Raw genomic sequence first — 23,874 nt, forward strand, 5'->3', positions numbered from 1 at the left:
AAAAATCAATCTATTGTTCAAGTTTAGTAGATAAGATACCTACCGGATTTCCCTCTAGGGAAATGTGGATTGAATCCCGTTAGTGACAAAAATGTCACGTTGTCTCATGTTACTTCTATGGTTGATGATGGAGAATGTGGCTATAGTGGAGTAACAGGAAGGGGTTGGAGAAAGCGATGCAAGCCGTCATTCATACAAAAAATTTATCTAAAAACTATGGCACGACAGCAGTACTGAAGAATATCGATTTGGTGATCCAAGCTGGGGAGCTTACAGCGGTTATGGGACCTTCGGGCTCAGGGAAATCGACACTGATGAATGTGTTGTCTACGATTGACCAATTTTCCAGCGGTGAGGTGTGGCTGGAAGGGAAATCCCTGCTGGATATGAAGAAAAAGTCGCTGCGGCAATTTCGGCAGGAACGTATGGGTTTTATTTTTCAAGACTATAACCTGCTAGATACGTTAACGGTGAAAGAAAATATTCTACTGCCACTTTCATTGCGCAAATTCAAGGTGGAGGAGATGGAAGGGCGACTGCTACCTATTCTGCAGGCGCTCAATATTGAGGATATCCTGCATAAATATCCGAACGAAATATCAGGCGGGCAAAAACAGCGGGCAGCATCGGCGCGGGCCATCATTACGATGCCGGCAATTGTGTTCGCCGATGAGCCGACAGGGGCGCTAGATTCAAGGTCCGCAACGCAATTACTGGAGCAGTTGGTCGGCTTAAACGAAGTCTTCGGTACGACGATTATGCTGGTAACTCATGATATCTATGCCGCGAGCTATTGCCAAAGAGTCATTTTCCTGCGAGATGGGGGTATTGTAAATGAGATCTACGCAGGTGATCAAACCCAAAAGGCGTTCTACGATCGTATTCTAGAAACCCAGAGTCTCATAGGGGGGAAATCGCGATGAGTTTGCTCGATCTAACGATCCGGAACGTAAAGCGTAATTTCCGACTCTATACGATCTATCTCTTCTCTATGATTACGGGTGTCATCATTCAATTTACGTTCTCGTCTCTAATGTATAACCAAGATATCATGGATGCGTTGCAAAATCGTGATATTTTCCAAACGGGTGTGGCCATCGCGTCCGTTGTCGTCTTTATGTTCATCATTTTCTTTATTCTGTATGCCAATTCGTTCTTCATGCGACAACGGAAAAAGGAATTCGGTATGTACCTACTCTACGGATTGAACGAGCGGCAAATTACGATGATGATGTTCTATGAAACAATATTTATAAGCGCGATTTCTCTGGTTACAGGGATACTGCTCGGAGGATTACTGTCCAAGCTTTTCGGAATGCTGCTCATGAATTTAATGCAATATGACCAAGTCATTTCGCTGTCGTTTCCCGCCCAAGCGATGGTTTCCACCGCTGGTTTGTTCCTCTTGCTTGCCATCATCATTAGCGTGCAAAGCTATATTATGGTAAACCGAGTACATCTTACGGAGCTGTTTCATGCGAAGCAAAAGTCAGAAAAGCCTGTAAAGACTTCCGCTTCCATGGCGATTGTTTCTCTGCTTATCCTCGGAATGGCCTTCGCTTTGATCAGCAGTGGGAAGGGTTCGATTTTCTGGCTAGACTATGCAACTTGGAGTATGATTGCTGTGACTATCGGGATTATCGGAGGCACTTTCTTGTTTTTTCGTCAATTCGCAGGTTGGCTTCTACAGTCGGTAAGCCGTCGCAAAAAATACCACGAAGGTAATACTGTGCTTTGGACCTCTTCACTTCGTTTCCAGATCAGGGGTAACACTTTGAATTTAACGTTTATTTCGTTGTTTAGTGCCGCGATTATGATACTGCTGTGCTTCATGACGATTAACTATAAGGTACAGTTCGATGCGGTGGGGAGGAATTTGCCTAATGATATAGCGTTCCAGTCAATGGATAAGGCAACAAACACCCAAATCGATGATTTGATCACACGCTCTAGGCACAAGATTATCTTCCACTTAACGGCAGAGGTTATCGAGGCTTCCCGGGTTACGGACATGCATGTCGCTGTGGATAATCCTGAATATTATACCCCCGGTGTTCTGCTCGTATCGCAGCAAACATACAACGAGCTGATCTCGCATCGGGACGATAAGCAAAACGTGGAATTGCAAGGGAATGAAGCAGTAACCCTTTCACAAGGTTCAGACTTCCCGAAACTGTATGAGCCGGGTGAACAGCCGAGTTTCACGGTTAAGACGGATACTGAAAGGACATTTAAGCTCATCGAGAAAAAGGATTATGCGTATCTGGGCTGGGCTACCGATCCAGCAGAATCAATGATCCTTAAGCCAGCAGTGCTCGCGATTTCAGATGAGGCGTATCAGGAATTGCAGGCTCATGCAAGCCAAAAGTCGTTTGAAATCTATGGGCTTCAGGATGCCAAAAATGCTGAGGTACTTTCGCAGCAGGTGCACGCGATTGTTAAAATGACGCCAGGCGCTTATTATTCTTCGTTCGCCGACGTGTATTCCAAGCAGATCGAAAGCTCGTCACTGATGCTGTTCGCCAGTGGTTTTCTTGCTCTGATCGCGATCTTTGCGCTTGCCAGCGTCATTTACTTTAAGCAATTGCGTGAAGCGACGGATGAAAAGCTGCAATATGCGATTCTGCGCAAAATCGGCGTTGATAATCGGGAAATGAAAAGCGTCATTCGCAAGCAGCTGCTGTTTGTCTTTTTGCCGCCACTAGTGTTGGGAGTATTGCATAGCTGGTTCATTATCAAGTATTACATTCTCGATTCCGTGCAGGACTTCCCCGGGCTTACTGGTGTGGTTTGGGGCATCATGGGCGTTTACTTCTTGATTTACGTGCTGTTCTACATCTCATCTACGAATATTTATTATAAAATCGTAAACGAAAATCATTAGGCGAATATCACTAAAAGTACAACAAAAAGGCAATGATCCATGGTGGTCAATGCCTTTTTTGTTGTCATTTTTTCGAAAAATAAGAAAGTATAAGTTTCACTTGAATCAATTTCATAATCGCAGATGCATCTAAATCGATTTGCGTAATTATGAAATTGATTCTTGATACTCTATTTTTTATATTTCCACAGATACGGAATTCGCCCTTCAAAATGATGGCATTGCCGTTTCTGCTTGCAGCATGCTCAGATAAGGGTCATGGTTCTTTGGAAAGTGGATGGTAAATTCAGTAAAGCTTCCAACTATGGATTTGCAGGAGATGTAGTGCCCCAGCTTCTTCGACAGCTCCTGAGCCAGATATAAACCCATACCTGTGGATTTCATAAATGTGCGCCCGTTGCTACCCGTAAATCCCCGATTGAAAATCCGTGGTAGATCCTTAGAGTCGATGCCGATGCCATTATCGCGTATGATGAGCAGCTTCTCATGCTGTGTGATACGTGTTGCAATTGCTATTCGCCCATGGTCATTTGTATATTTCAAGCTATTCGTCAGCAATTGGTTGACGATAAACAACAGCCATTTGGAATCGCTTTGTACTATGGTGGATTGTACGTCTAATTGAATGCTTATTTTTTTGGAAATGAACGTTTTCGAATGACTTTTGACGACTTCTTTGGCTAGCAGCTCTAAACTGCAGTTCACGATCTCGTAGTCTTGATTAAAGCTGTCGAGCTTAGCGTAGTACAAGGCTTGATCCACATAGTGCTCGATTCGGGTTACCTCTTCCTCCAAGCTTTTGGGATCGACCTCCGTTTGCTGCATTAATCGCAGGATGGCTATGGGCGTCTTAATCTCGTGAAACCAGGAGACGATGAAGTCATAGTAGTCTTTTTGCTTAGCTTGCACTTCGTTCAGAGCACGGATTTGCTGGATCTCCAGCTGTTCAATAGCGTCATGGTAAGCCTCGGCCTCTAGAGACAGTGGCTCGATGTCTTCATCGTGTATGCGGTGGACTGCCTGCACGTTCCTCATATAGCGATGGAGTAAGAAACCTACCAGACAGAGTAAGGCCAGCGTCAGCGCATAGAAGAATGTTCGCCAATGCCACGAGATTTGTGGATCTGTAGCAAACACGGTAATCGTCAGTAGAAATATTAGGGCATACAAGCAAAGGTACGGTCTTTCATACTTGATGAATCGCCAAAATTTCATTCGATAATATACCCCATTCCTTTGCGTGTGACGATGAAATCTTTGAGCCCGAGCAGAGTAACTTTGCGCCGCAGGCGGTTCACGTTGACGGTCAACGTATTGTCATCCATAAATTGCTCGTCATTCCACAACACCTGCATCAGATCGTCCCGGGAAACGATTTTCCCGATATTCCGCATCATAGTTTGTAAAATAATAAATTCGTTCCGAGTCAGCTCTGCCGTCTGCTCGCCATACTGAATGGAAGAATTGGACAGGTGAAAAACAAGCTGCCGGTGGGCGATTTGTAAGCTTTCATCCTGGTAGGTGTAATTACGCCGTAGCAGTGCACTTACTTTGGCCACAAGAACACCCAAGTCGAACGGCTTCTGCACGTAGTCGTCGGCGCCCATATTGATCGCCATGATGACGTCCATATTTTGATTGCGCGAGGACAGGAAAATAATAGGAACCTTGGAAACGGAACGAATCTGCTGGCACCAGTAAAACCCATCGTACATCGGTAAATTCACGTCCATCAGTACCAAGTGTGGCTGAGCTGTTACAAATTCGTCCAATATTTGCTCGAAAGAGAATACCTCGATGACCTCATATTGCCATTTGCGTAACGTATCGGCTACGATTTGTCTAATTTTCTCGTCATCTTCTACGATCATGATTCGAAACAAAGGGATTCCTCCAACTCAAGATGGATTAAGGATAGATTAATTAAACGCAATTCCGCTTTAACTTTTGCCGTTGTATAAGGGAAACATGGCCTACATAAAATCAAAGAAATAACGGATGACGTGGAAAAAGACGGGTGAAGTGTAGGTCAAGCTATCGACCCGGCTTAAGTAACTCATTTTCAAAGCATCGAACTTATCATTATCTCCGATTAACAAATCTCGCTTTAGGACGGAAACCGTCAAGCTACCAAAGAAACCACTTAAGCTAATCAACATGCCGGATAGAAACCCGAAGGTCGGAGTAAGCGGTGTTAAATAGGGATAGATCAGATATGAAACACCTGTAGTGACGACAAAAGCACAAGCGAATCCTTCCCAAGTTAAATGAGGATTTGAGGTGGGGACTATTTTTCTTTTACCGAAATAGAGCGATGCGAGAAAATGTACAACATCATTGAGTTGAGTCAACACTACTAGAAATAACACAAGTTCCGCCCCATACTGAGGCGTAGCAAATTGGAAATAGGCCAGGTGGCTAAGCCCGAAGACCATTAACATCAGCCCCCATTGGGTCGAACTAACACTACGCAGAAATCCACCCGTTCCTTTATTAATCAATCGAGGGAGTGGTAGAAGCAGAAATACATAGACAGGGATAAAAACAATGAACATCCCGTACCACTCGATATAAATCCAGTAAAACTGCAATGGAATAGATAAGTATGCCCACAGAAACAGTCTGCGATCGGCCTTTTTCGTTCTGATCATGGAGAAATACTCCTTCAGTGCGAAAAAGGAGAGGACCATCAGGGAAAGTAGCGAAACGATAGGATTGAAAAGGGTTGCTAAGCAAAAGATGAGGAGCATGCCCCACCAAGTCTTAATTCGGGAACCAAGAGGTGTATAATCTTTATCCGGCTGTACTTTGCCGATTATATAATAAATCAATTGAATGGCTGATAAGCCTGCAAAAATAAGGATCAATGTGAATAGCGAACTGTTCATGATTTAAACACCTACTTATAATAAGATGGAATACCTTTACAGGGATCATATGCTATTATGAAGCAATAGTAAAAACTTGTTAAGGGGAAATTTAGTAAATGAAAGCTGATCAATCGGTCTTTATCTTGTTAACGAATACAGGAACGCTGTTCACGAAGATCATTCAAGGCTACACGAAAGCGCCTTATAATCACGCCTCGATTTCCTTTGACCGGAAACTTTCGGAGATGTATAGCTTCGGAAGAAAGCACCCTAATAACCCTCTGAATGGTGGATTCGTGAAGGAGGATATCAAGACAGGTACGTTCAGCAAATATCCGAATACGACATGCGTCATCTATGAACTTCAAGTAACCGACCGGGAAGTTGAGAAAATGAAGCGGGTCTTGAAGATTTTTATCAGAAGCCGCCAAAAATTCCTCTATAACATCCTCGGTGTAATTGGCATTGCGCTAGAAGAACCGATCGAATTCAGTAACTCCTACTTTTGCTCGCAATTTGTCGCAGACATACTAGAGCGGTCTGGCATTAAGTTATGGAATAAGCTACCTGCACTCGTTACACCTGATGATTTCCGGCAAAGTGACCGGCTACATTTAATCTATGAAGGAAAATTAAGAGAATACCAGCCTGAACTCTGAGTATTCGAAAAGCAGCCCATCCTCTTCATAAGGAATGGGCTGCTTTTGATTCTTGATACTCTCTTATGAAAGGTGAACGTAGAATGTGGTAGACTCTCCGACCACGCTTTTGGCGTAGATTTTCCCTTTATGCTGTTCAATAATGGATTTAGCGATGGCTAGACCCAGGCCGTAACCACCTTGCTTCCGTGCTCTAGAAGTGTCGGTACGGTAGAACCGATCAAAGATTCTTGTTAAATGTTCTGGATCAATGCCTTCACCGGTATTGGTGACCGCTAGCATAATGCCGTTAAGCTGTTTTTTAAGAGAGATAGTGACTGAGCCCTTGGAGTTCGTATACTTCACAGCGTTGTCCACAAGAATCATGACCACCTGTTTGATCTGCTCAAGGTTACCTTGCACACTCAATTGAGGTTCAATGTCATAGTGAAGGGATACATCCTTCTCGAAGATCACGGCTTCCATTGTAAGAATGATATTCTCAACAGCATCGCTCACGTTGAATTCCGTAAAGATCATACGTGCTCTCGAATCATCCATTTGCGTTAAGTATAAAAGATCGTTGGTCAGTCTTGCCATTCTTTCCGTTTCTGATTTGATATAGTGCAGCCACTTGGCTTGCTCTTCTATTGTATCTTGACTATTAGACAAGAGAACATCTGCATTCGTATTAATAATCGTTAGCGGAGTCTTTAATTCATGCGAAGCATCTGCTATAAATTGCTTCTGTTTATCGAAGGCTTCCTTGACGGGTGCGATCGAACGATTAGCGAAGAAACGGCTGATGAAGAATAGAATGATCAACATGACCAATCCTACAACAGTGAATGTATAGATTAAGTTGGTTAGAATATTCTGTTGCGCGGAGATATCAAGGAATACAATCATGTTCCCTAAGTTCGTGTGCTGCATACGAAAGACCCAGTGACTATCATCCAAGCTGAACTGCCCAGAATCCTGATTCATAGATACAGCTTCCTCTAATGCAAGTTCATAGATTTCATCATCCATGGTGAATTGAGAGGTCGTATCTATAAGATTCCACTCTTCATCGGTTAACAACATGAAGGATACGGAACGTTCCATCGGTGCACTTCTGTTATTGCTCATAGGATCATCATTATCCATGAACGGTAAGGGGGATATGCCCTCGTTATCACCTGGTCGATCGAAATATCCTGGCGACTTCTGATAAGATTCCGATATTCTGCGCAGATCCATATCAATATCATTTTGGACATCTCGGTAGGTAATCACATAGATGGAAGCGAAGGCGACAAGCATCATAATCGAGATGGTTACTAGGTTAACAATGAGGAATCGATTCCTAAGCTTATTGAACATTAGGTGGTCACCTCTAATACGTAGCCTACGCCTCTGATCGTGCTAATGCGGACTGTTGAATTTAAGAAGGTCAGTTTTTTTCGTAAAAAAGAAATGTACACTTCCACATTGTTATGTTCAACTTCGGAATCAAATCCCCATAGTTTCTCAATAATCTGCTCTTTAGAGGTTATGGATTGTTTCCTCAATATAAGAAGCTCCAACAATTCACTTTCTTTTAAGTTAATTTTGATTTCCCTTTCACGGACGGAGAGCTTCAAGTTCGCCGTATTCAATTCGATATCCCCGAACTTCAATGCATCCTCAGGAAGAACTTCACCCGTACGTCGTAATGCTGCTCTGATCCTTGCCAACAATATTTCCGATGAAAAAGGTTTGGCGATATAGTCATCGGCTCCATGATCCAGCCCTGTCACCATATCAGGAATCTCCCCCTTAGCTGTAAGTAGGATTACAGGAGTAGACATTCCTTCTTTACGGATTTCCCGCAATACACTGATTCCATCCATTTCCGGCATCATAATGTCGAGCAACAATAGATCATATATACCACTCAGAGCATAATCGAGTCCGGATCTCCCGTCATGGACAGCGTCAACGGAGTAATGATGTTTCTTTAATATCTGGGTTAAAGCTTCAGCTAGGTGAAGTTCATCTTCTACTATTAATATTCTCATAGGAATGCCATCCTCTGCAGTTTGTATATTAGTTACTTAGGTCATTATATCAGGGTTGCCTTTAATGAACCTTAATGAAAGAGAATGGAGATTAGCATTTAAGATTCATTAAAGGTACGGGGATTAAGATACAAATATAAGCAGTCCACATCACATATGAAATATGAGATGAATCAATTTCATAATTACGCAAACCTATTTAGATGTAACTATATATTGACAGAATGAGTCGTTCTGATCAATATACAGTCCTTATTTAAGCTGCATAAGCGATTATGAAATTGATTCAGATTTAGAAAGGATTTGAATCGATATGGCTATTGAAGTATTCAACCGGCACGAGAACAAATACTTACTCGATAGTGAGGCATACCATAAATTATACGACGCATTGCTAGAATATATGGAATTGGACGATCACAATAAGCAGCATGAGTTCTATTCCATAAGTAATCTGTATTATGATACGCCACATCATTCGTTAATTCGAAACAGCCTAGCGAAGCCCAAGTATAAGGAGAAACTTCGCTTGAGAGCTTACGGAGTTCCGAATCAGGATACGAAAGTGTATTTAGAAATTAAGAAAAAAGTGTGCGGTCTGGTCAATAAAAGAAGAACGTCGTTGAAGTTAAATGAGGCTTATGATTTTGTCGCTACTGGAGTAGAGCCGGTATTCAAAGACTATATGAACCAACAGGTCATCCATGAAATTTCCTACTTCCTTAAGCAATATGATTTGGAACCTAAAGTGTATCTATCTTATGAGAGAAAAGCGCTGTTCTGTAAAAATAACCGCGATTTAAGAATCACATTCGATACGAATATTAGATGCAGACGGTATGATCTTAAGCTTGAGAAAGGGGATTATGGCGAACCTCTACTGGAACCCGGCCAATGGTTAATGGAAGTGAAAGCTGAGAATACCATTCCGATGTGGTTATCAAGGATGCTCTCTGAGCACCAACTGTATCGAACAAGCTTCTCCAAGTACGGTAATGAGTATAAAAAAATGCTGAAGAATAACAAAACAGAAAGTGAGCGTGCCTTATATGCTTGATTCTTTATTTTCGACAACGTTAGTGAGTACAGAATTAACTTTTACAACGGCTATTTTAACCATTTTAATCTCAATTATTTTGGGTGCGTTGATTAGTTACACCTATATGAAAACAAATCCAAGTGGATATTCTCAAAGTTTCACATTGACGATGGTATTGTTGCCGGTGATTGTGGCGATTATCATCCTTCTGATCGGTAGCAATGTGGCAAGAGCATTTAGCCTTGCAGGGGCTTTCTCGATCATTCGATTCAGAAGTGCGCCTGGCGATCCGAAAGATATCACCTTCGTCTTGTTTACCATGGCGTCTGGACTTGCTTGTGGAGTTGGTTCGTTCGGTTATGCTGTATTATTCACTATTATTCTATGTGTGCTCATGTTTATCTTGAATCGTACGAACTTCGGCGTAAGGAAAACTGAACAGAAAACACTTAAAGTAACCATCCCAGAGAATTTGGGATACGAGGAAGCCTTTGAAGAAGTATTCACGAAATATAATGTTAAATTCGAGCTTAAAAAGATTCGCACGACTGAGCTCGGTAGCTTATATGAACTGGTCTATGCGGTTACAATCGATCAAGTTACGAATCAAAAGGAACTTCTCGATGCGATTCGCTGTCGTAACGGCAATCTAGATCTCTCTTTAACGATGAGTCCAACCACTGAATATTAAAATGATGAAGGGAATGATAATTTATGAAAGATCTATTAATGGGTAGCAAAGTGGGGTTGGTGCTGTTATGTGCTGTACTTATGTCGGCTTGCAGTACTACATCCACTACAACAACTGCTGTCGAGGATACAGCAACGATATCGACGGTACAGAGTGGGACAGATTCTGGTGCAGAACTAGAGCTAGCTAGTATTAACATATCCGATCTAGTAACATTTGACGAAGAGGATTCCACGAAGGAGTGGAGTACGGACAATTCAACAGCTATTGAACTGAGTGGAAATAATGCGACGATTAGTGGTGCTGGAGCTGAAGCTGTTGATGGATCGGTGAAGATCACAGCAGCAGGAACTTATGTCCTCAGTGGAACGCTTGACGATGGACAAATTGTAGTCAATGTTCAGGATAAAGGGACAGTCCAATTGGTATTGAATGGAGTGAATCTTCATGATAGTGACAGCGCACCCATCTATATCGTAGAAGCAGGCAAAGTAGTTATGACGTTACAAGAAGGCACGGAGAATGTTGTTACGGATGGAGAAACGTATGTGTACGAGGATGCTTCGACAGATGAACCGAATGCGGCTATCTTCAGTAAAGCAGATCTAACAATTAATGGAACGGGTAAACTTTCAGTGACTGCCAACTACAACAATGGAATTACAAGTAAAGATGATCTGAAAATTATGGGTGGAACCATTGAGATTCAGGCTGCGGATGACGGGATGATGGGAAAAGATATGGTTGCTATTCAAGATGGGGAAATAACCATCACTGCTTCTGGAGACGGAATCAAAGCAACCAATGATGAAGATGCCACCAAGGGATTCATTGCTATTACCGCAGGATCATTTGATATTCAAGCAGACAATGATGGTATTCAAGCCGAGACCGCATTACTCATCGATGGTGGTACGTATAACTTAGTGACGGGCGGCGGTAACGCGAACGGTGAAGTGAAGACGGAAAGTATGGGGCAAGGCCCAGGAGGTAGAGGTGGGTTTGAACCCGGTAGTGAGGTGGATCCAACTGCAACAACTATAGAACCTTCTACAGAAACAACAACAGAAACTTCTACAGAAACAGAATCGACTAGTGCGAAAGGCTTGAAAGCTGGAGGAGATATGACAGTTAATAATGGTACCTTTAAGATCGATTCAGCGGATGATGCCATACATGGGAATAGCAATGTGGCTATCAATGGTGGAGATATCGGAATTACTTCTGGCGACGATGGAATTCATGCAGATGCTTTAGTATCGATAGCTGCTGGAAGCATAGATATATCGAAGAGTTATGAAGGGATTGAAGGAGCGAATATTACGATTTCTGACGGCGAAATCCATATTGTCGCCTCTGATGACGGGGTGAATGTAGCGGGTGGTAATGATGGATCCTCTGTGAATGGGTGTCAGGGACAGAATGAGTTCAGTACTTCCGAGAACAACCTACTTACCATCAATGGAGGATATATCACGGTTGATGCGACAGGTGATGGGTTAGATGCGAATGGATCGGTCACGATGAGTGGCGGTACTGTAATTGTGAATGGACCTACTAATAGCGGTAACGGTACCTTGGATTATGATGGTAGCTTCGAGTTGACTGGTGGAACCTTGGTGGCTGCCGGAAGTTCAGGGATGTCTCAAGGACCATCTGACGAATCAAGCCAATACTCTGTTGTTATGAATTTTACAGAGACTCAACAAGCGGGAACGATGGTACAACTGGAAGATAGTGAGGGCAATAACGTCGTGACCTTTGCACCATCCAAGGATTATCAAACGGTTGTGATTAGTTCACCGGATCTGGTGACGGGTGGTTCTTATACCCTCTACTCGGGGGGAACATCAACGGGTAGCGTTGTGGATGGGCTGTATACGGATGGTGAATATGAAGGAGGCACAGAGATTGTTACGTTTGATATTTCAAGTAGTGTAACCTGGTTGAACGAATCAGGTGTAACGACCGGAAATACCAATCAAGGACCAGGTGGAGGTATGAGAGGTACGGGAGGGATGGGTGGAACTAAGCCTGAAGGTGGAAAAGGAGAGTAGTGTTAGTTTGACTTATATCTAGCTGTGATTGCATTAAGGTAAGGGGGATGTATCTCGATGAACATTGAGATGTATCCCCCTTACTTTATTGCTGGACTACAAGATTGAGAACTGGTGAAAAACATATCTCAAAAATAAGAAATAAAAATTATCACCTTTATTTTTACCAAATATATGTTTAAAATTAGATTTGCTTTGCTAACTTCATATTACTAACTAGAAAAAGGTGGTAGTCATCATTAAGAATTTATTCAGATTTAAAAGTATTAGAGGTAGGGTCATATTTGGATTCTCCATTGTCGTAATATTGATGCTTATGTTAGGTGTCTATAACAATATCGAAGTTAATGAGATTAATCAGAATACGGATAATATGAATACTAAAGTGGAATCGATGTTGTTGGATCAAGCTTATGTAGACACAATAGGATATGATCTTATTTTTGGATACCTCGCAGTAGGGGAACCATCATTTATAGAATCTTTTAAAAAATTTACAATTAGTAGCCAAGAACTAAAAGCACAATTTTTGGAGAATACAACGGATGTAGCCATGGTAGAGGATCACTTTGCAAAGGATGCTATATTTAGAACAATCATCATGGAAGACGTCCTTCATGTAGCAGAACAAGGAAACAAAGATTTGGCTATTAAAAATTTGGTTGAAAAGGCAAAACCTATTTCAGATGAGCTTATTGCTACTATGGACCAGTTGGGGCAAAAACATCAAACAGAAGTCTTAGCTCTAGGACAAGATAATATTGCTAAAGGAAATTCAGTAATTATGGCTGGGACTGTTATCACTGTTCTTATGGTCATTCTTAGTATTGTGACATCAGTTATTACCTCAAGCATCATTAGTAAGCCAATTATAAGAGTTATGAAACGTATGAAGTTAGTGGCTGCTGGAGATATCAGTCAGGAGCCGTTGGATGTTCACTCGCAAGATGAAGTGGGTCAACTTATTGTGGCCACAAATGAAATGAACTTTAACATGAAAGATATCTTAACGAAAGTGAATACCGTCTCAGAAACAGTTAGCACTCATAGTGAAGAATTGGCGCAATCTTCTGATGAGGTGAAGAGAGGTTCCGAGCAAGTATCGAAAACGATGCATGAATTAGCTACTGGAGCGGAATCCCAAGCAAGTAGTGCGAGTGATATTTCAGAATTAATGAGTAACTTGATGTCGAAAATTGAAGTCATGAATGAAGATGGTGAACAAGCTAAAGATTCATCATCTGCTGTTTTGGATTTGACTGAAAAAGGTAGCCAATTGATGGATTCGTCAAATAAACAAATGACCAAGATTGATCAAATCGTTCAAGACGCCATTCTGAAAATGCATGGATTGGATGTCCAGTCACAAGAAATATCAAAATTAATACTGGTTATTAAAGAAATTGCGAAACAAACGAATTTATTAGCTTTGAATGCTGCCATTGAAGCAGCTAGAGCTGGTGAACATGGAAGAGGTTTCGGAGTTGTTGCTGGTGAGGTGAAGAAACTCTCTGAACAAGTCGATATTTCTGTTCAAGACATTACGTTCATCGTGGAAAAGATGCAATCGGATACGACTATTGTAGCTGAATCCTTGAAGGGAAGCTACGAAGAAGTGGAAAAAGGAACGAATCAAATTCAAACCACAGTTGAAACATTCGAACAGATTAAAGAATCTGTGAATAACATGGTCCACAATATTAATACGATTTCTATGAATTTAGAAACCATATCTTCAAATAGTGAAGAACTGAATGCGTCCATTACTGAGATTTCAGCGATTACGGAACAGTCTTCTGCCGGAGTTGAAGAAACATCGGCATCCTCTCAACAAATTACTAGTTCGATGGAAGAAGTCGCTCTGAGTTCAAATGAACTTTCTAAGCTTTCCGAACAACTCAATGGGTTAATACGAAGATTTAAAATTTAGCACTAGACTAACTTGTTAACAGACAGTTATCATTTTCTTCACTTATTCTATAGACTGCCCCTAAAGTCATGGCAATGGCTAGGGACAGTCTATTTGTTCAAATATGCATCCTTTAGGTATTCTTTCTGATAAAATCAAGAGGAAAACATGGAAAGTAGGATAACACGATTCATGAAAAAGGGATTGATATATTAGCCTTGAATATGAACTTGAATATGAAATAGTAAAGGAGAGCTTACTATGAGCAAAGCTTACTTAACCATTGATGATGGACCAACAACAATCACACGGCAGATGATCGATTATCTTACTTCTAAGAATATTACACCGATCCTATTTTTCTATGGGCAACAAATGGAGAAACATTTCGAAGAGGGAGTCTATGCCTTACAACAAGGCGCTGTTATTGGTAATCACAGTTATAGCCATCCTTGTTTCAACGATATTACATTTGACGAATGTGTTAGTGAAATTGAACAACAGGAAGAATGGATGACACGGTTACACGAAGTAGCTGGAGTTGAACGCCAATATAAACTATTTCGCTTTCCTTATGGGGCAAAAGGTGGCAAGAACAAAGTATTAATCCAAGACTATTTGCGTGAAAATGGATTTAATCGCATCGATGATCGTGCAGTTGAATTCGACGGGTATAAGAACGAGCAGATGAATCTGGATATTGATGTTTTCTGGACATTTGATTTTGCAGAATATCAACTTCACAACGCTGATGAATTTACATATGAAAGTATTATTGAGCGAATTCACGACTCCAATCCACAGAATGGCGCCGTATTGCTAGAGGAGAATACAAACCACATTATTCTTTTACATGATCATGAGAATACAGAAGCTCTAATCCCTGAATATTATAAAATTCTTATTGATTACGTCATGGAACAAGGCGTTGAATTTGTGAATCCTAAGTTTGTGATATAAGTAGAAATATCCCTTATAAGCCAATGATGACCGCATACGATATTGCGGCAGCATAGGCTTTTTTAAATCGAAAAAATAATAAAATTATACATGAATGTCCTATATTCCATATATTTTCCAGCCAAAAAGTAAATGTTATTGGTTGATCAAGGAAATGAGGGGGGATGTGCTCATGAGTTGGATTAAGAAGGTTATCAAACCCGCAAAAAGTCGTGGACAAGATGCGGTAAGAGCAAAACAATATACGTCAACCGTACCTATAAATATATCATTGTCCCAGACGCTATCTTTCCTGCAATCAAAACTTGGAAACAGCCCGGATTTCATCATACGTGATTTCTCTGAAAAATCTACTGACTCCAATTTTCTTGCTATTTGTTATATTGAAGGGCTGATCGACCAAAAACTCCTCTCGGATCTAATCGAAGCCTTAATTACAGAAATGGATTCTGCAGCTTCCTATATATCTGACGTCCATACAGCAACCGCCTTATTAAAGAAGAAGCTACCTATGGGAAATATACAAATCATCCACTCCGAAGATCAGCTTATTCATGCCATTCTATCCGGAACCGTAATAATTGCCATTGATGGCATCCAATATGCCTTGGCTATCACCATCTCAGGTGGGATCAGACGAGCAATAGAGGAACCCTCATCCCAAACCGTTATTCGAGGTCCTAAAGAGGGATTTACAGAAGAACTTTCAACCAATATTACTCTATTAAGACGGAGGCTAAAGACACCTGACCTAAAGCTGGAGAGTCATATCATCGGTTTACATACGCAAACGAGAGTTACACTGGTCTATATAGAAGGAATTGCGAGACCGGAGGTGATCGCGGAAGTCACGAAGCGACTTCAAGCCATTGATACGGACAGCATCCTCGAAAGTGGGTATATCGAAGAATTTATTCAGGATGAACCCATTACTCCATTTCCGACGATGATTAATACAGAGCGGCCTGATACTGTCGCCGGATGCCTTTTAGATGGACAATTCGCTGTAATGGTTGATGGAACACCTTTTGTTCTCATTGCACCCGTTACCTTTTTTAATTTTTTTCAGTCAAGTGATGATTACTACCAACGATATGATATTTCAACTTTCCTGCGGATGATCCGTATGGTTTCTTTCATAATCGCCCTGTTGCTTCCGTCCATGTATATTGCCGTTACGACTTTTCAACAGGAAATTTTACCCACAACCTTACTTATTACTCTTGCTTCCCAACGGGAAGGGACACCTTTTCCAGCTTTAATGGAAGCTTTAATTATGGAGTTAATCTTTGAAGTTATTCGTGAAGCTGGAGTTCGAATGCCCCGCGTTATCGGTCCAGCCATCTCCATTGTAGGAGCTTTGGTGATTGGTCAAGCAGCAGTGGAAGCTGGTCTAGTCTCGGGTGCGATGGTTATCGTAGTATCCTTCACGGCTATATCGAACTTTGTTATCCCATATTTTAATATGGCATCGGCTGTTCGGCTAATTCGTTTTGCACTTATGCTTCTAGCGGGAACACTCGGTTTATTCGGAATTCTAGCAGGCACCATTCCCATTCTAGTACATCTCGTCTCTCTTAAATCTTTCGGAGTTAATTACATGACACCTTACGCCCCCTTCTATAAATCGAATATGAAGGATTTGCTCATCAGAGCACCGTGGTGGGCGATGAAGACCCGGCCCGATGAAAAATCTGGTACCAACAAGACACGGCAGGCGCCTCATCAATATCCAGACTTTTCAGATCCGGAGGAAAATACAGAAGGGTCAGATACTCAGAAATAAGGAGAGATCATCGTGCATCGATCATGGGTTGTTATTTCCATTATACTTGTTATAGGATTACCACTCACAGGATGTGGCAACCGTATTGAATTGAACGAAATAGGAATCACAACAGCTACTGGCGTGGATGGGAAGCAGGGTGATTGGACCGTGACGTACCAAGTAATCAACCCTTCCGCGATGTCATCTCCCTCAGGTGGAGCTACTGGAGGGGGCGCTAGCCAATCCGTTGTACACACCTTTTCAACACATGGTAAAACAATCAGAGAGGCGAATAATATCAGTAATCTGGAATTTCCGCGCAAGCTGTATTTTGCCCATAACAATATCATCCTTATCGGTAAAAAAGCCGCAGAAGAAGGAGTTGCAGAAATTATTGATGGCTATCTGCGTAACTCTGAATCGCGGGAAACTGTAAAAGTGCTAATTGTCGACGGGTCAGCCCGTGAATTTATGAAAATGCTTGTACCACCGGATAAGGTTCCTGGTCAAACACTAGTAAAGATCTTGGAGGAAGAAAATCGACGGGGATCGTTCTATCCTTCTATATCCATGTATGAATTCGCCTTGAAAATCAGTTCCGAGAGCGGTGCTGCAGGGGTTCCAGAGTTATCCTTATTTGGTACTGAGGGGGAAAAGCTGGAGTCCGTTGATATTTTCAAAAAGACATCAACCCAAGCTAAGCTGATGTTGTCAGCCTTAAGCGTCTTTAAAGGAGACAAGCGAGTAGGAAAATTGAACCAAGCGGAAAGCCTCGGAATTTCATGGCTAACCAATCACATTAACGGCAGCACCTTTTCCTTCGATGATGTGAATAAGGATACAGGAATATCCACTTTCCGGATCCTTAAGGCTAAGGTTAAAATCACACCTGTAAAAGATGCTCAACAATTCTCTATCAAAGTGGAGGCAAACGTTAGCGGAGAATTGGTAGAATCCACTTCACAAGAAAATATTCAAACATCCAAAAGTATGAATACCATGCAACAACAAGTGGAGCAGGTGATCGAGTCACAAATTCTTGAGGGCTGGAAATCGGTACAGAAACTGAAAGTCGACCTGATTGGCGTCGCAGATATGATCTATCGCAAACACCCTAAAATCTGGAGAGAAATAAAAGATTCATGGTCCGAGGAATTGGCAAACATGGATATTGACATAGAGGTCAATGCTGTAATCAAACGACCCGGATTAATTCAAAAATCCTTCAGTAAATTGTTGGGGCCTGAAAAGGATAAATAATAACAGGAACACACAATTTGCTAAAGGAGCTGAAATGAAGCCTATGAGCCAAACTACAAGCCGAGTGTCTGAGTTGATTGTTACCTTATCATTATTCGAGATTGGCAGTACAACCCTATTTATGCTGGGTGGTGAAGCCAAGCAAGATGCTTGGTTAGCCATGTTGATCGGGGCAATAGTTGGCCTATTCCTGCTTCTATTACACCTGTCCATCCATCGACAGGACCCGAGTCTGGATTTGTTTCTGTTATTTCGCCGTTACTTGGGTAAATATTTAGGTACCATCATGAATCTTCTGTTTGTTGGCTACTTCACTTATGAGACTTCGCGGAATTTACGTGATTTAGGTGAAGTGACGGTCATGACTTTATTGAATCAAACATCCCTTTGGATTATTATGTTGGTTACAATTATAGTTATATCCAACACGGTTCGCTATGGCCCCGAAATCTTCTTCTTTGTCTGCATGATTATTTTTCCTGTTATCGTTATTACTTATGTGGTAATCAGTATATTAATACCAGCTACCGGCCTTCTTCACATCGAGTTCTTTCAACCGATTCTTGAGAAGGGGCTGAAGCCGGTCTTAAAGGCAGCCATTCCTGATATTGTCTCTTTTCCCTTCGGACAGACAGTATTATTTCTTGTCTTTTACCCGCTTGCAACGAAAGGAAGAAATCTCTCAAGAGCGGTGATCATCTCCTATTCTCTAACTGCGCTTTTTTTAACAGCTTTTAATCAACTGAATATACTTGTTCTGGGCCCAAAGCTCGCAGCTAATATCACGTTACCGTTTCTAACAACCGTACAATTGATTCAATTACCAGAGGTGCTTGAACGAATGGATGCCTTCTTCACCTTAGTTCTCTTTCTAGGTTTAGGGGTCAAAATGGCAGCATTTTTCAATGGTGCGACGATCGGTATGGAAAGAATTACTGGAATCAGTTCTAAGAAATGGGTACTTCCTTTGGCTGCTCTCATATATGGGCTTGCCTTTATCTCTCCCAACTACATTCATCATATTGAGATCGGCCGCGGTGTTGTGGTCAAATATTGGTGGCCCGTATTCCAATTCGTTCTGCCTTTGTTACTGTATATAGTTATGCTAATTCGAAGAAAGAAGAAGGCAAGCTAAATAAACCCCTTGACTCTCTCACAGTGTCATACTTCATTATATATATGAGCTCAAAATTTACCGGTAGAAAGGATAAATATGATTAGAATAGGTGATTTCTCAAAACTGTCGCGAATTAGTATCCGGATGCTACGACATTATAATGAACTGGGTCTGCTTATTCCAGACCATATTGATGATTTCACAGGGTATCGCTATTACAGTGCGACACAATTGACGATTGCAAACAGAATACAGGTGCTGAAGGGGATGGGGTTTAGTATTCCCACGATTGGACAGATTCTCAGAGAATATGATGATGCGGAGAGTCTACGGAAGTTCCTCTTGATACAATATACCCAAATGAAAGAAGAGGAAGAAGTGATACAGAAAAAGCTGGCGCTTCTTCACAATACTATTCAAAGAATAGGAAAGGATCGTGGAATTATGAACTATGATGTTATTTTAAAAGAAATACCGGAGAGATATGTAGCGAGTCTGAGAGATACTATTCCAGCTTATGATCAGGAAGGCCAGCTTTGGTCACGATTGCAGAAAGAAGCAGGAGATCATCTGCGTATTTCCAATCCATGTTATAGTCTGGCGATCTTCCACGATGAGGGGTATAAGGACAGTGACGTTGATGTCGAAATCCAACTTACCGTTACGGGAGCATATAAAGATACGGAGCATGTGCGGTTCAAAAAAGTGTCCCCGATCACGGTAGCCTCAGCCATGTTTACTGGTAGTTATGCCCTACTCAACGAGGTTAACGTGTCGATAGCGAACTGGATCTCGGATAATGGCTATGAATACGATGGTTCGATGTTTAACATCTACCATGTTGGGCCGGCAACGGAGCCAGATCCCGATCACTGGATTACCGAGGTGTGCTATCCTGTAAAGAATTCTTAATTCAAAGACGAATCCAAATAGGATGTTAAAAAGCAAAAGGTCACTTCTTGTAAGTGATCTTTTGGCTTTATTTAAATTTAAGAAAGTATAAGTTTTACTTGGTACTTTAATTAGGTTATTTGTCATGAAGAGAGGACTATGGCAGAATATAAGCATACTAGAATCAATTTCATAATCGCCTATGCAGCTTAAATAAGAACTATTTAAATGGGTTTGCGTAATTATGAAATTGATTCATTAGAATCAATAATAGCTAGATGGAGGATATGAATGATGAGTGATTTACCCAATTGTCCAAAATGTAATTCGGAATATACATACGAGGATGGGAATCTTCTAATCTGCCCAGAATGTGCGCACGAATGGACTTTAGAATCAGATTCCGAGAATAGTGAAGGACCAAAGATTATCAAAGATGCGAATGGAAATGTCTTAAATGGTGGTGATTCTGTAACGGTAATCAAAGACCTGAAAGTAAAAGGCAGTTCATCTGTTCTGAAAATAGGAACAAAAGTTAAAAACATACGTTTGGTTGATGGCGATCATGATATTGATTGTAAAATTGATGGCTTCGGGGCTATGAAATTGAAATCTGAATTTGTTAAAAAGATTTAATTGGTTGTATGAAGAAACTCGTCTAGTGCTATCTCAGTACCTTACGAGTTTTTCAAAATATAAGAAAGTATAAGTTTTACGCTATACTTTATATCTTATATTTCTCGCTTAAACACTTACCGTCCTTATAAGGACGCCGAAGGCGTTTATACTTGGCTGTTCCAAGCAAGCCACCTGGAGTCGATACGGCATCGACCCTGGGTGTTTTTTTGCATATAAATGTAAATCATAGGGGTTAGTAGAATGTAATAGTTAAGCTTTACATTACTGACGATACAATATATTATATAATTATAGTTACTAACTTTATTTAAGTTAATGTCAAACAAATATAAAAGGATGTGTTATATATGAGTAAATTTCATCAAGAACCAAATGTTTATGTTGGAGAGGTGAATATAAAGGTCAGAGAGTTAGATCGTGCAGTGGCATTTTATGAGAATATCATTGGTTTACGTGTATTGGAAAAGACAGATCATACGGCATCTTTAACGGCTAATGGGAAGACACCTTTAGTTACGCTTGAGCAACCGTCGGATGTCATACCACTTGCTGGGCATCATTCGGGGCTCTATCACTTCGCTCTATTGTTACCAGAGCGTGGGGATCTTGCTGTATTTCTACGCCACTTAGTTGAAACAGGTTACCCGTTTGGTGCTGGCGATCATTATGTGAGCGAGGCATTATATATTTCAGATCCAGACGGGAATGGGATCGAGGTATATTGGGACCGCCCTTCATCGGAATGGAAATGGGAGAATGGTCTAGTAGAAATGGCGACACTTCAGATAGATGCACAAGGAATACTTGCTGAAAGTGATGAGCCATGGAGCGGATTGCCATCGGGCACAATTATGGGACATATCCATCTTCATGTTGGGAACGTGAAGCAGGCGGAGCAATTTTATAATGAAGTACTTGGGTTTAATACCGTGTCGCATTACCCGCAGGCTGCCTTCATGTCTACTGGAGAATACCACCATCACATTGCAATCAACACTTGGCAGGGGGTTGGAGCACCAACTCCGCCGAAGAATATGGTTGGATTGAAATGGTATACCCTGGTATATTCTAATGAAGAAGTAAGACAGAGTGCAGTTGCTAAGCTTGAGCAAGCAGGTGTATCAGTTATCAAAGAGTTAGATGGATATTTAACGAGTGATCCTGCAGGAAATCAGATATTACTAGTTATTTGAGAATATAGTGATACAGGAGATGCCACGTAATGACTAAATCAATAGTAGACAAGCTGAATTTGCAAAAGTATGAACGGGTCGCCGTATTGAATAAACCTGAAGGAACGGACTATCTTGCGGAGTTGTCAGGTTATGATACTACACTCAAAGATGGTGCTTATGATCTCATATTTGCTTTTGTGTTAGATATGGCAAGTATGAAAAAACTGGTTGATCAGGTGATTGAACATCAGTATCTTAACAAACAGGGTTATCTCTTCCTGGCGTATCCCAAGAAGGGAAATAAAGTATACCCTACATTTATTCATCGAGATGACTTGTTATCGGGAATTGGTAGTGATGATAGTGGATATATCGGGATAAGCGATATCAAATTTGCACGCATGGTAGGAATGGATGACGTCTTTACTGTTGTTGGCCTTAAAGAGGATGCGAAGGGTAAAAATAAGACATCTTCGAAATCTAGTCAATGTGTAGATGATTATATTTCCTTCATGCCTAATGTGGAACAAGATTTAGAAGATACGCCAGAGTTACTTAGCTTTTACCGTTCGCTTACTCCAGGGTACCGCAAGGATTGGGCGCGGTATGTCTATAGTGCCAAACAAGAGGGGACCAGAGAAAAGCGACGAGAGGAAATGAAAATGATTCTTCAGGCAGGTTATAAGAGTCGTGACTTATATCTTAAATAAGCCAATTCGTACATGTCTAAATAGCGTATAAATTTACTAATGGGCACCTAATCTAGGTGCCCATTTCATGTTTCTCCCGATAAATACTTCGGTACACTGCTGGAGTTAGACTTTCGAACTTTTTAAAGGTCTTGATGAAATATCCAGCATCACAGAATCCCAGATCATCACTGATTTGATTGATGGATTGTTCCGTTGTCTCCAACAGTTGTTTGGCCCACTCCATTTTGATTCGTGGAGTGAATACGGAGAAATTCTCCCCGGTTTCTTTCATAAATATTCGACTGAAATAACTGGGACTAATGTGGCATAGCTTTGCTAGCTTAGTTAAAGTGATATTCTCATTCTTATGATGATAGATATAATCAAATGCAGGTTGTAGTAACGGGTTAGAAGATCGAACCTCACTAGAGGTAAACCTTTTGATTTGATTGTCAATGAGAGTACTGGAAAGCTCACTCTGCATCGCTTGTATATTTCGATAAGTAAGATCTGTTGAGTTCATTGATTCCGCAAATGGGTGATCTGTGTCGATGGACAGCGTCTTTTTATACAGTTCGATCGTTGCATTCTTATGGATGGCTTCTTCAACGATATAATGACATAGGTGAAACAACATATCAGCGATGGTAGAGACTTCCTCATAGGATAAGATGGGTAGAGAAAGATAATCTTCTTCAAGTGCTTTGAATTTATGATCGGTCTCTGAATTCGAAGGTCGAGATACGATCTGTTCAAGTGCATCCGAATCTGCATCTCGTAGCTTGATTTGTCCAGCCATGACCGCTCCGATGTATTGATTGTCAATAATGATCGGTACCGCAATATCAATGATATTGAAATGACATTTGTAGATATAGGGTTTATCCAATCGTACCGCTTCTAATCCTCCCCTGGCATCGCATTTCTGACAATAGGATGATAGGACGGAATCTTTCCTTACACCTTGGCAGAAGGGCTGACAATAGCTGTGTTTAGTAACAGGAATGCCTTTGTAATCAACAGTAATGATTGCCATCTTGGTCACTAGCGCTAGAGAGTCTTGTAGCTTATGCCATTTCTCTAAATCCATAATATTCTCTAAATGAAATAACGGGTTGCTCATGCCGGTACACTCCCTAAACACGAATAGAAATTACCTCTCCAACATTATACTATAGTAAACCGTTAGAAGGACAAAATTATACTATTCACATGAGAAATAACAAAAAAACACAATCTGAA

The 23,874-nt window shown here is 41.2% G+C and carries 21 protein-coding genes; 15 read left to right on the forward strand and 6 right to left on the reverse strand.

Features of this window, described 5'->3' with window-relative positions; genetic code table 11:
• Window positions 1–176: 176 nt before the first annotated feature.
• A complete protein-coding gene (locus LPB68_RS12705; RefSeq protein ID WP_068660629.1) occupies window positions 177–923 on the forward strand; it encodes an ABC transporter ATP-binding protein in 747 nt (248 codons plus the stop codon).
• Window positions 920–2,884 carry an ABC transporter permease gene (locus LPB68_RS12710; protein WP_068660627.1) on the forward strand — a complete coding sequence of 655 codons (1,965 nt, stop codon included), beginning with the start codon at window positions 920–922 and terminating at the stop codon, window positions 2,882–2,884. Before LPB68_RS12705 ends, LPB68_RS12710 begins: the two co-directional genes overlap by 4 nt.
• Before the next feature lie 207 nt (window positions 2,885–3,091).
• Here the strand turns inward: LPB68_RS12710 and LPB68_RS12715 are convergent, their stop codons facing one another.
• From LPB68_RS12715 to LPB68_RS12725, 3 genes are all read right to left on the reverse strand, one after another.
• The gene (locus LPB68_RS12715) at window positions 3,092–4,099 is read right to left on the reverse strand and encodes a sensor histidine kinase (RefSeq protein WP_068660625.1); all 1,008 of its coding nucleotides are present in this window, start codon (window positions 4,097–4,099) and stop codon (window positions 3,092–3,094) included.
• Window positions 4,096–4,767 (reverse strand): response regulator transcription factor, encoded by a 672-nt coding sequence (locus LPB68_RS12720; RefSeq protein WP_068660623.1) that lies wholly within the window; start codon window positions 4,765–4,767, stop codon window positions 4,096–4,098. The genes LPB68_RS12715 and LPB68_RS12720 overlap by 4 nt, the downstream gene beginning before the upstream one ends.
• 90 nt (window positions 4,768–4,857) lie before the next feature.
• Entirely contained in the window at window positions 4,858–5,772 is a 915-nt protein-coding gene (locus LPB68_RS12725) for a phosphatidate cytidylyltransferase (RefSeq protein ID WP_068660620.1), read from the reverse strand.
• Window positions 5,773–5,870: 98 nt separating this feature from the next.
• On the opposite strand from LPB68_RS12725, the gene LPB68_RS12730 reads away from it, so the two are divergent.
• A complete protein-coding gene (locus LPB68_RS12730) occupies window positions 5,871–6,413 on the forward strand; it encodes a hypothetical protein (RefSeq protein WP_068660618.1) in 543 nt (180 codons plus the stop codon).
• A gap of 63 nt (window positions 6,414–6,476) precedes the next feature.
• Here LPB68_RS12730 and LPB68_RS12735 read toward each other — a convergent pair whose 3' ends face one another.
• Together LPB68_RS12735 and LPB68_RS12740 are read right to left on the reverse strand one after the other, a co-directional pair.
• Entirely contained in the window at window positions 6,477–7,757 is a 1,281-nt protein-coding gene (locus LPB68_RS12735; protein WP_068660616.1) for a sensor histidine kinase, read from the reverse strand.
• Window positions 7,757–8,434, reverse strand: a complete 678-nt coding sequence (locus LPB68_RS12740; protein ID WP_068660614.1) for a response regulator transcription factor — start codon at window positions 8,432–8,434, stop codon at window positions 7,757–7,759. Before LPB68_RS12740 ends, LPB68_RS12735 begins: the two co-directional genes overlap by 1 nt.
• 313 nt (window positions 8,435–8,747) lie before the next feature.
• On the opposite strand from LPB68_RS12740, the gene LPB68_RS12745 reads away from it, so the two are divergent.
• From LPB68_RS12745 to LPB68_RS12800, 12 genes are all read left to right on the forward strand, one after another.
• On the forward strand, window positions 8,748–9,491 hold the full coding sequence (locus LPB68_RS12745) for a polyphosphate polymerase domain-containing protein (protein ID WP_068660612.1): 744 nt from the start codon (window positions 8,748–8,750) through the stop codon (window positions 9,489–9,491).
• A complete protein-coding gene (locus LPB68_RS12750) occupies window positions 9,484–10,164 on the forward strand; it encodes a DUF4956 domain-containing protein (protein ID WP_068660609.1) in 681 nt (226 codons plus the stop codon). Before LPB68_RS12745 ends, LPB68_RS12750 begins: the two co-directional genes overlap by 8 nt.
• 23 nt (window positions 10,165–10,187) lie before the next feature.
• Entirely contained in the window at window positions 10,188–12,221 is a 2,034-nt protein-coding gene (locus tag LPB68_RS12755; RefSeq protein ID WP_068660607.1) for a carbohydrate-binding domain-containing protein, read from the forward strand.
• Between the two features lie 373 nt (window positions 12,222–12,594).
• Complete coding sequence (locus LPB68_RS12760) at window positions 12,595–14,151, forward strand: methyl-accepting chemotaxis protein (protein ID WP_162274314.1); 1,557 nt, start codon at window positions 12,595–12,597, stop codon at window positions 14,149–14,151.
• 240 nt (window positions 14,152–14,391) lie between these two features.
• On the forward strand, window positions 14,392–15,090 hold the full coding sequence (locus tag LPB68_RS12765) for a polysaccharide deacetylase family protein (protein WP_068660605.1): 699 nt from the start codon (window positions 14,392–14,394) through the stop codon (window positions 15,088–15,090).
• 166 nt (window positions 15,091–15,256) lie between these two features.
• Window positions 15,257–16,876: a spore germination protein gene (locus tag LPB68_RS12770; RefSeq protein ID WP_068660602.1), complete on the forward strand. Its 1,620-nt coding sequence runs from the start codon at window positions 15,257–15,259 to the stop codon at window positions 16,874–16,876.
• Between the two features lie 12 nt (window positions 16,877–16,888).
• On the forward strand, window positions 16,889–18,118 hold the full coding sequence (locus LPB68_RS12775; RefSeq protein ID WP_068660600.1) for a Ger(x)C family spore germination protein: 1,230 nt from the start codon (window positions 16,889–16,891) through the stop codon (window positions 18,116–18,118).
• Window positions 18,119–18,161: 43 nt separating this feature from the next.
• Window positions 18,162–19,253, forward strand: a complete 1,092-nt coding sequence (locus tag LPB68_RS12780; RefSeq protein WP_068660977.1) for a GerAB/ArcD/ProY family transporter — start codon at window positions 18,162–18,164, stop codon at window positions 19,251–19,253.
• A gap of 78 nt (window positions 19,254–19,331) precedes the next feature.
• Window positions 19,332–20,147: a MerR family transcriptional regulator gene (locus LPB68_RS12785; protein ID WP_068660598.1), complete on the forward strand. Its 816-nt coding sequence runs from the start codon at window positions 19,332–19,334 to the stop codon at window positions 20,145–20,147.
• A gap of 273 nt (window positions 20,148–20,420) precedes the next feature.
• Complete coding sequence (locus tag LPB68_RS12790) at window positions 20,421–20,762, forward strand: zinc ribbon domain-containing protein YjdM (RefSeq protein WP_068660975.1); 342 nt, start codon at window positions 20,421–20,423, stop codon at window positions 20,760–20,762.
• A gap of 350 nt (window positions 20,763–21,112) precedes the next feature.
• The gene (locus tag LPB68_RS12795; RefSeq protein WP_068660596.1) at window positions 21,113–21,958 is read left to right on the forward strand and encodes a VOC family protein; all 846 of its coding nucleotides are present in this window, start codon (window positions 21,113–21,115) and stop codon (window positions 21,956–21,958) included.
• Window positions 21,959–21,987: 29 nt separating this feature from the next.
• Window positions 21,988–22,650, forward strand: coding sequence for a YdeI/OmpD-associated family protein (locus LPB68_RS12800; RefSeq protein ID WP_068660594.1), 663 nt, complete (start codon window positions 21,988–21,990; stop codon window positions 22,648–22,650).
• 52 nt (window positions 22,651–22,702) lie between these two features.
• On the opposite strand, the gene LPB68_RS12805 is transcribed toward LPB68_RS12800, so the two are convergent.
• On the reverse strand, window positions 22,703–23,755 hold the full coding sequence (locus LPB68_RS12805; RefSeq protein ID WP_068660592.1) for a PocR ligand-binding domain-containing protein: 1,053 nt from the start codon (window positions 23,753–23,755) through the stop codon (window positions 22,703–22,705).
• Window positions 23,756–23,874: the final 119 nt, after the last annotated feature.

It is taken from the genome of Paenibacillus crassostreae (genome assembly GCF_001857945.1).
Taxonomy (GTDB): Bacteria; Bacillota; Bacilli; order Paenibacillales; family Paenibacillaceae; genus Paenibacillus_AQ; species Paenibacillus_AQ crassostreae.

Coding starts and splice junctions, on each gene's coding strand:
- LPB68_RS12745 (WP_068660612.1), top strand. CDS start 8,748: ATGGCTATTGAAGTATTCAACCGGCACGAGAACAAATACTTACTCGAT.
- LPB68_RS12725 (WP_068660620.1), bottom strand. CDS start 5,772: ATGAACAGTTCGCTATTCACATTGATCCTTATTTTTGCAGGCTTATCA.
- LPB68_RS12790 (WP_068660975.1), top strand. CDS start 20,421: ATGAGTGATTTACCCAATTGTCCAAAATGTAATTCGGAATATACATAC.
- LPB68_RS12750 (WP_068660609.1), top strand. CDS start 9,484: ATGCTTGATTCTTTATTTTCGACAACGTTAGTGAGTACAGAATTAACT.
- LPB68_RS12805 (WP_068660592.1), bottom strand. CDS start 23,755: ATGAGCAACCCGTTATTTCATTTAGAGAATATTATGGATTTAGAGAAA.
- LPB68_RS12795 (WP_068660596.1), top strand. CDS start 21,113: ATGAGTAAATTTCATCAAGAACCAAATGTTTATGTTGGAGAGGTGAAT.
- LPB68_RS12740 (WP_068660614.1), bottom strand. CDS start 8,434: ATGAGAATATTAATAGTAGAAGATGAACTTCACCTAGCTGAAGCTTTA.
- LPB68_RS12705 (WP_068660629.1), top strand. CDS start 177: ATGCAAGCCGTCATTCATACAAAAAATTTATCTAAAAACTATGGCACG.
- LPB68_RS12765 (WP_068660605.1), top strand. CDS start 14,392: ATGAGCAAAGCTTACTTAACCATTGATGATGGACCAACAACAATCACA.
- LPB68_RS12785 (WP_068660598.1), top strand. CDS start 19,332: ATGATTAGAATAGGTGATTTCTCAAAACTGTCGCGAATTAGTATCCGG.
- LPB68_RS12760 (WP_162274314.1), top strand. CDS start 12,595: ATGAATACTAAAGTGGAATCGATGTTGTTGGATCAAGCTTATGTAGAC.
- LPB68_RS12800 (WP_068660594.1), top strand. CDS start 21,988: ATGACTAAATCAATAGTAGACAAGCTGAATTTGCAAAAGTATGAACGG.
- LPB68_RS12780 (WP_068660977.1), top strand. CDS start 18,162: ATGAGCCAAACTACAAGCCGAGTGTCTGAGTTGATTGTTACCTTATCA.
- LPB68_RS12755 (WP_068660607.1), top strand. CDS start 10,188: ATGAAAGATCTATTAATGGGTAGCAAAGTGGGGTTGGTGCTGTTATGT.
- LPB68_RS12710 (WP_068660627.1), top strand. CDS start 920: ATGAGTTTGCTCGATCTAACGATCCGGAACGTAAAGCGTAATTTCCGA.
- LPB68_RS12730 (WP_068660618.1), top strand. CDS start 5,871: ATGAAAGCTGATCAATCGGTCTTTATCTTGTTAACGAATACAGGAACG.
- LPB68_RS12715 (WP_068660625.1), bottom strand. CDS start 4,099: ATGAAATTTTGGCGATTCATCAAGTATGAAAGACCGTACCTTTGCTTG.
- LPB68_RS12735 (WP_068660616.1), bottom strand. CDS start 7,757: ATGTTCAATAAGCTTAGGAATCGATTCCTCATTGTTAACCTAGTAACC.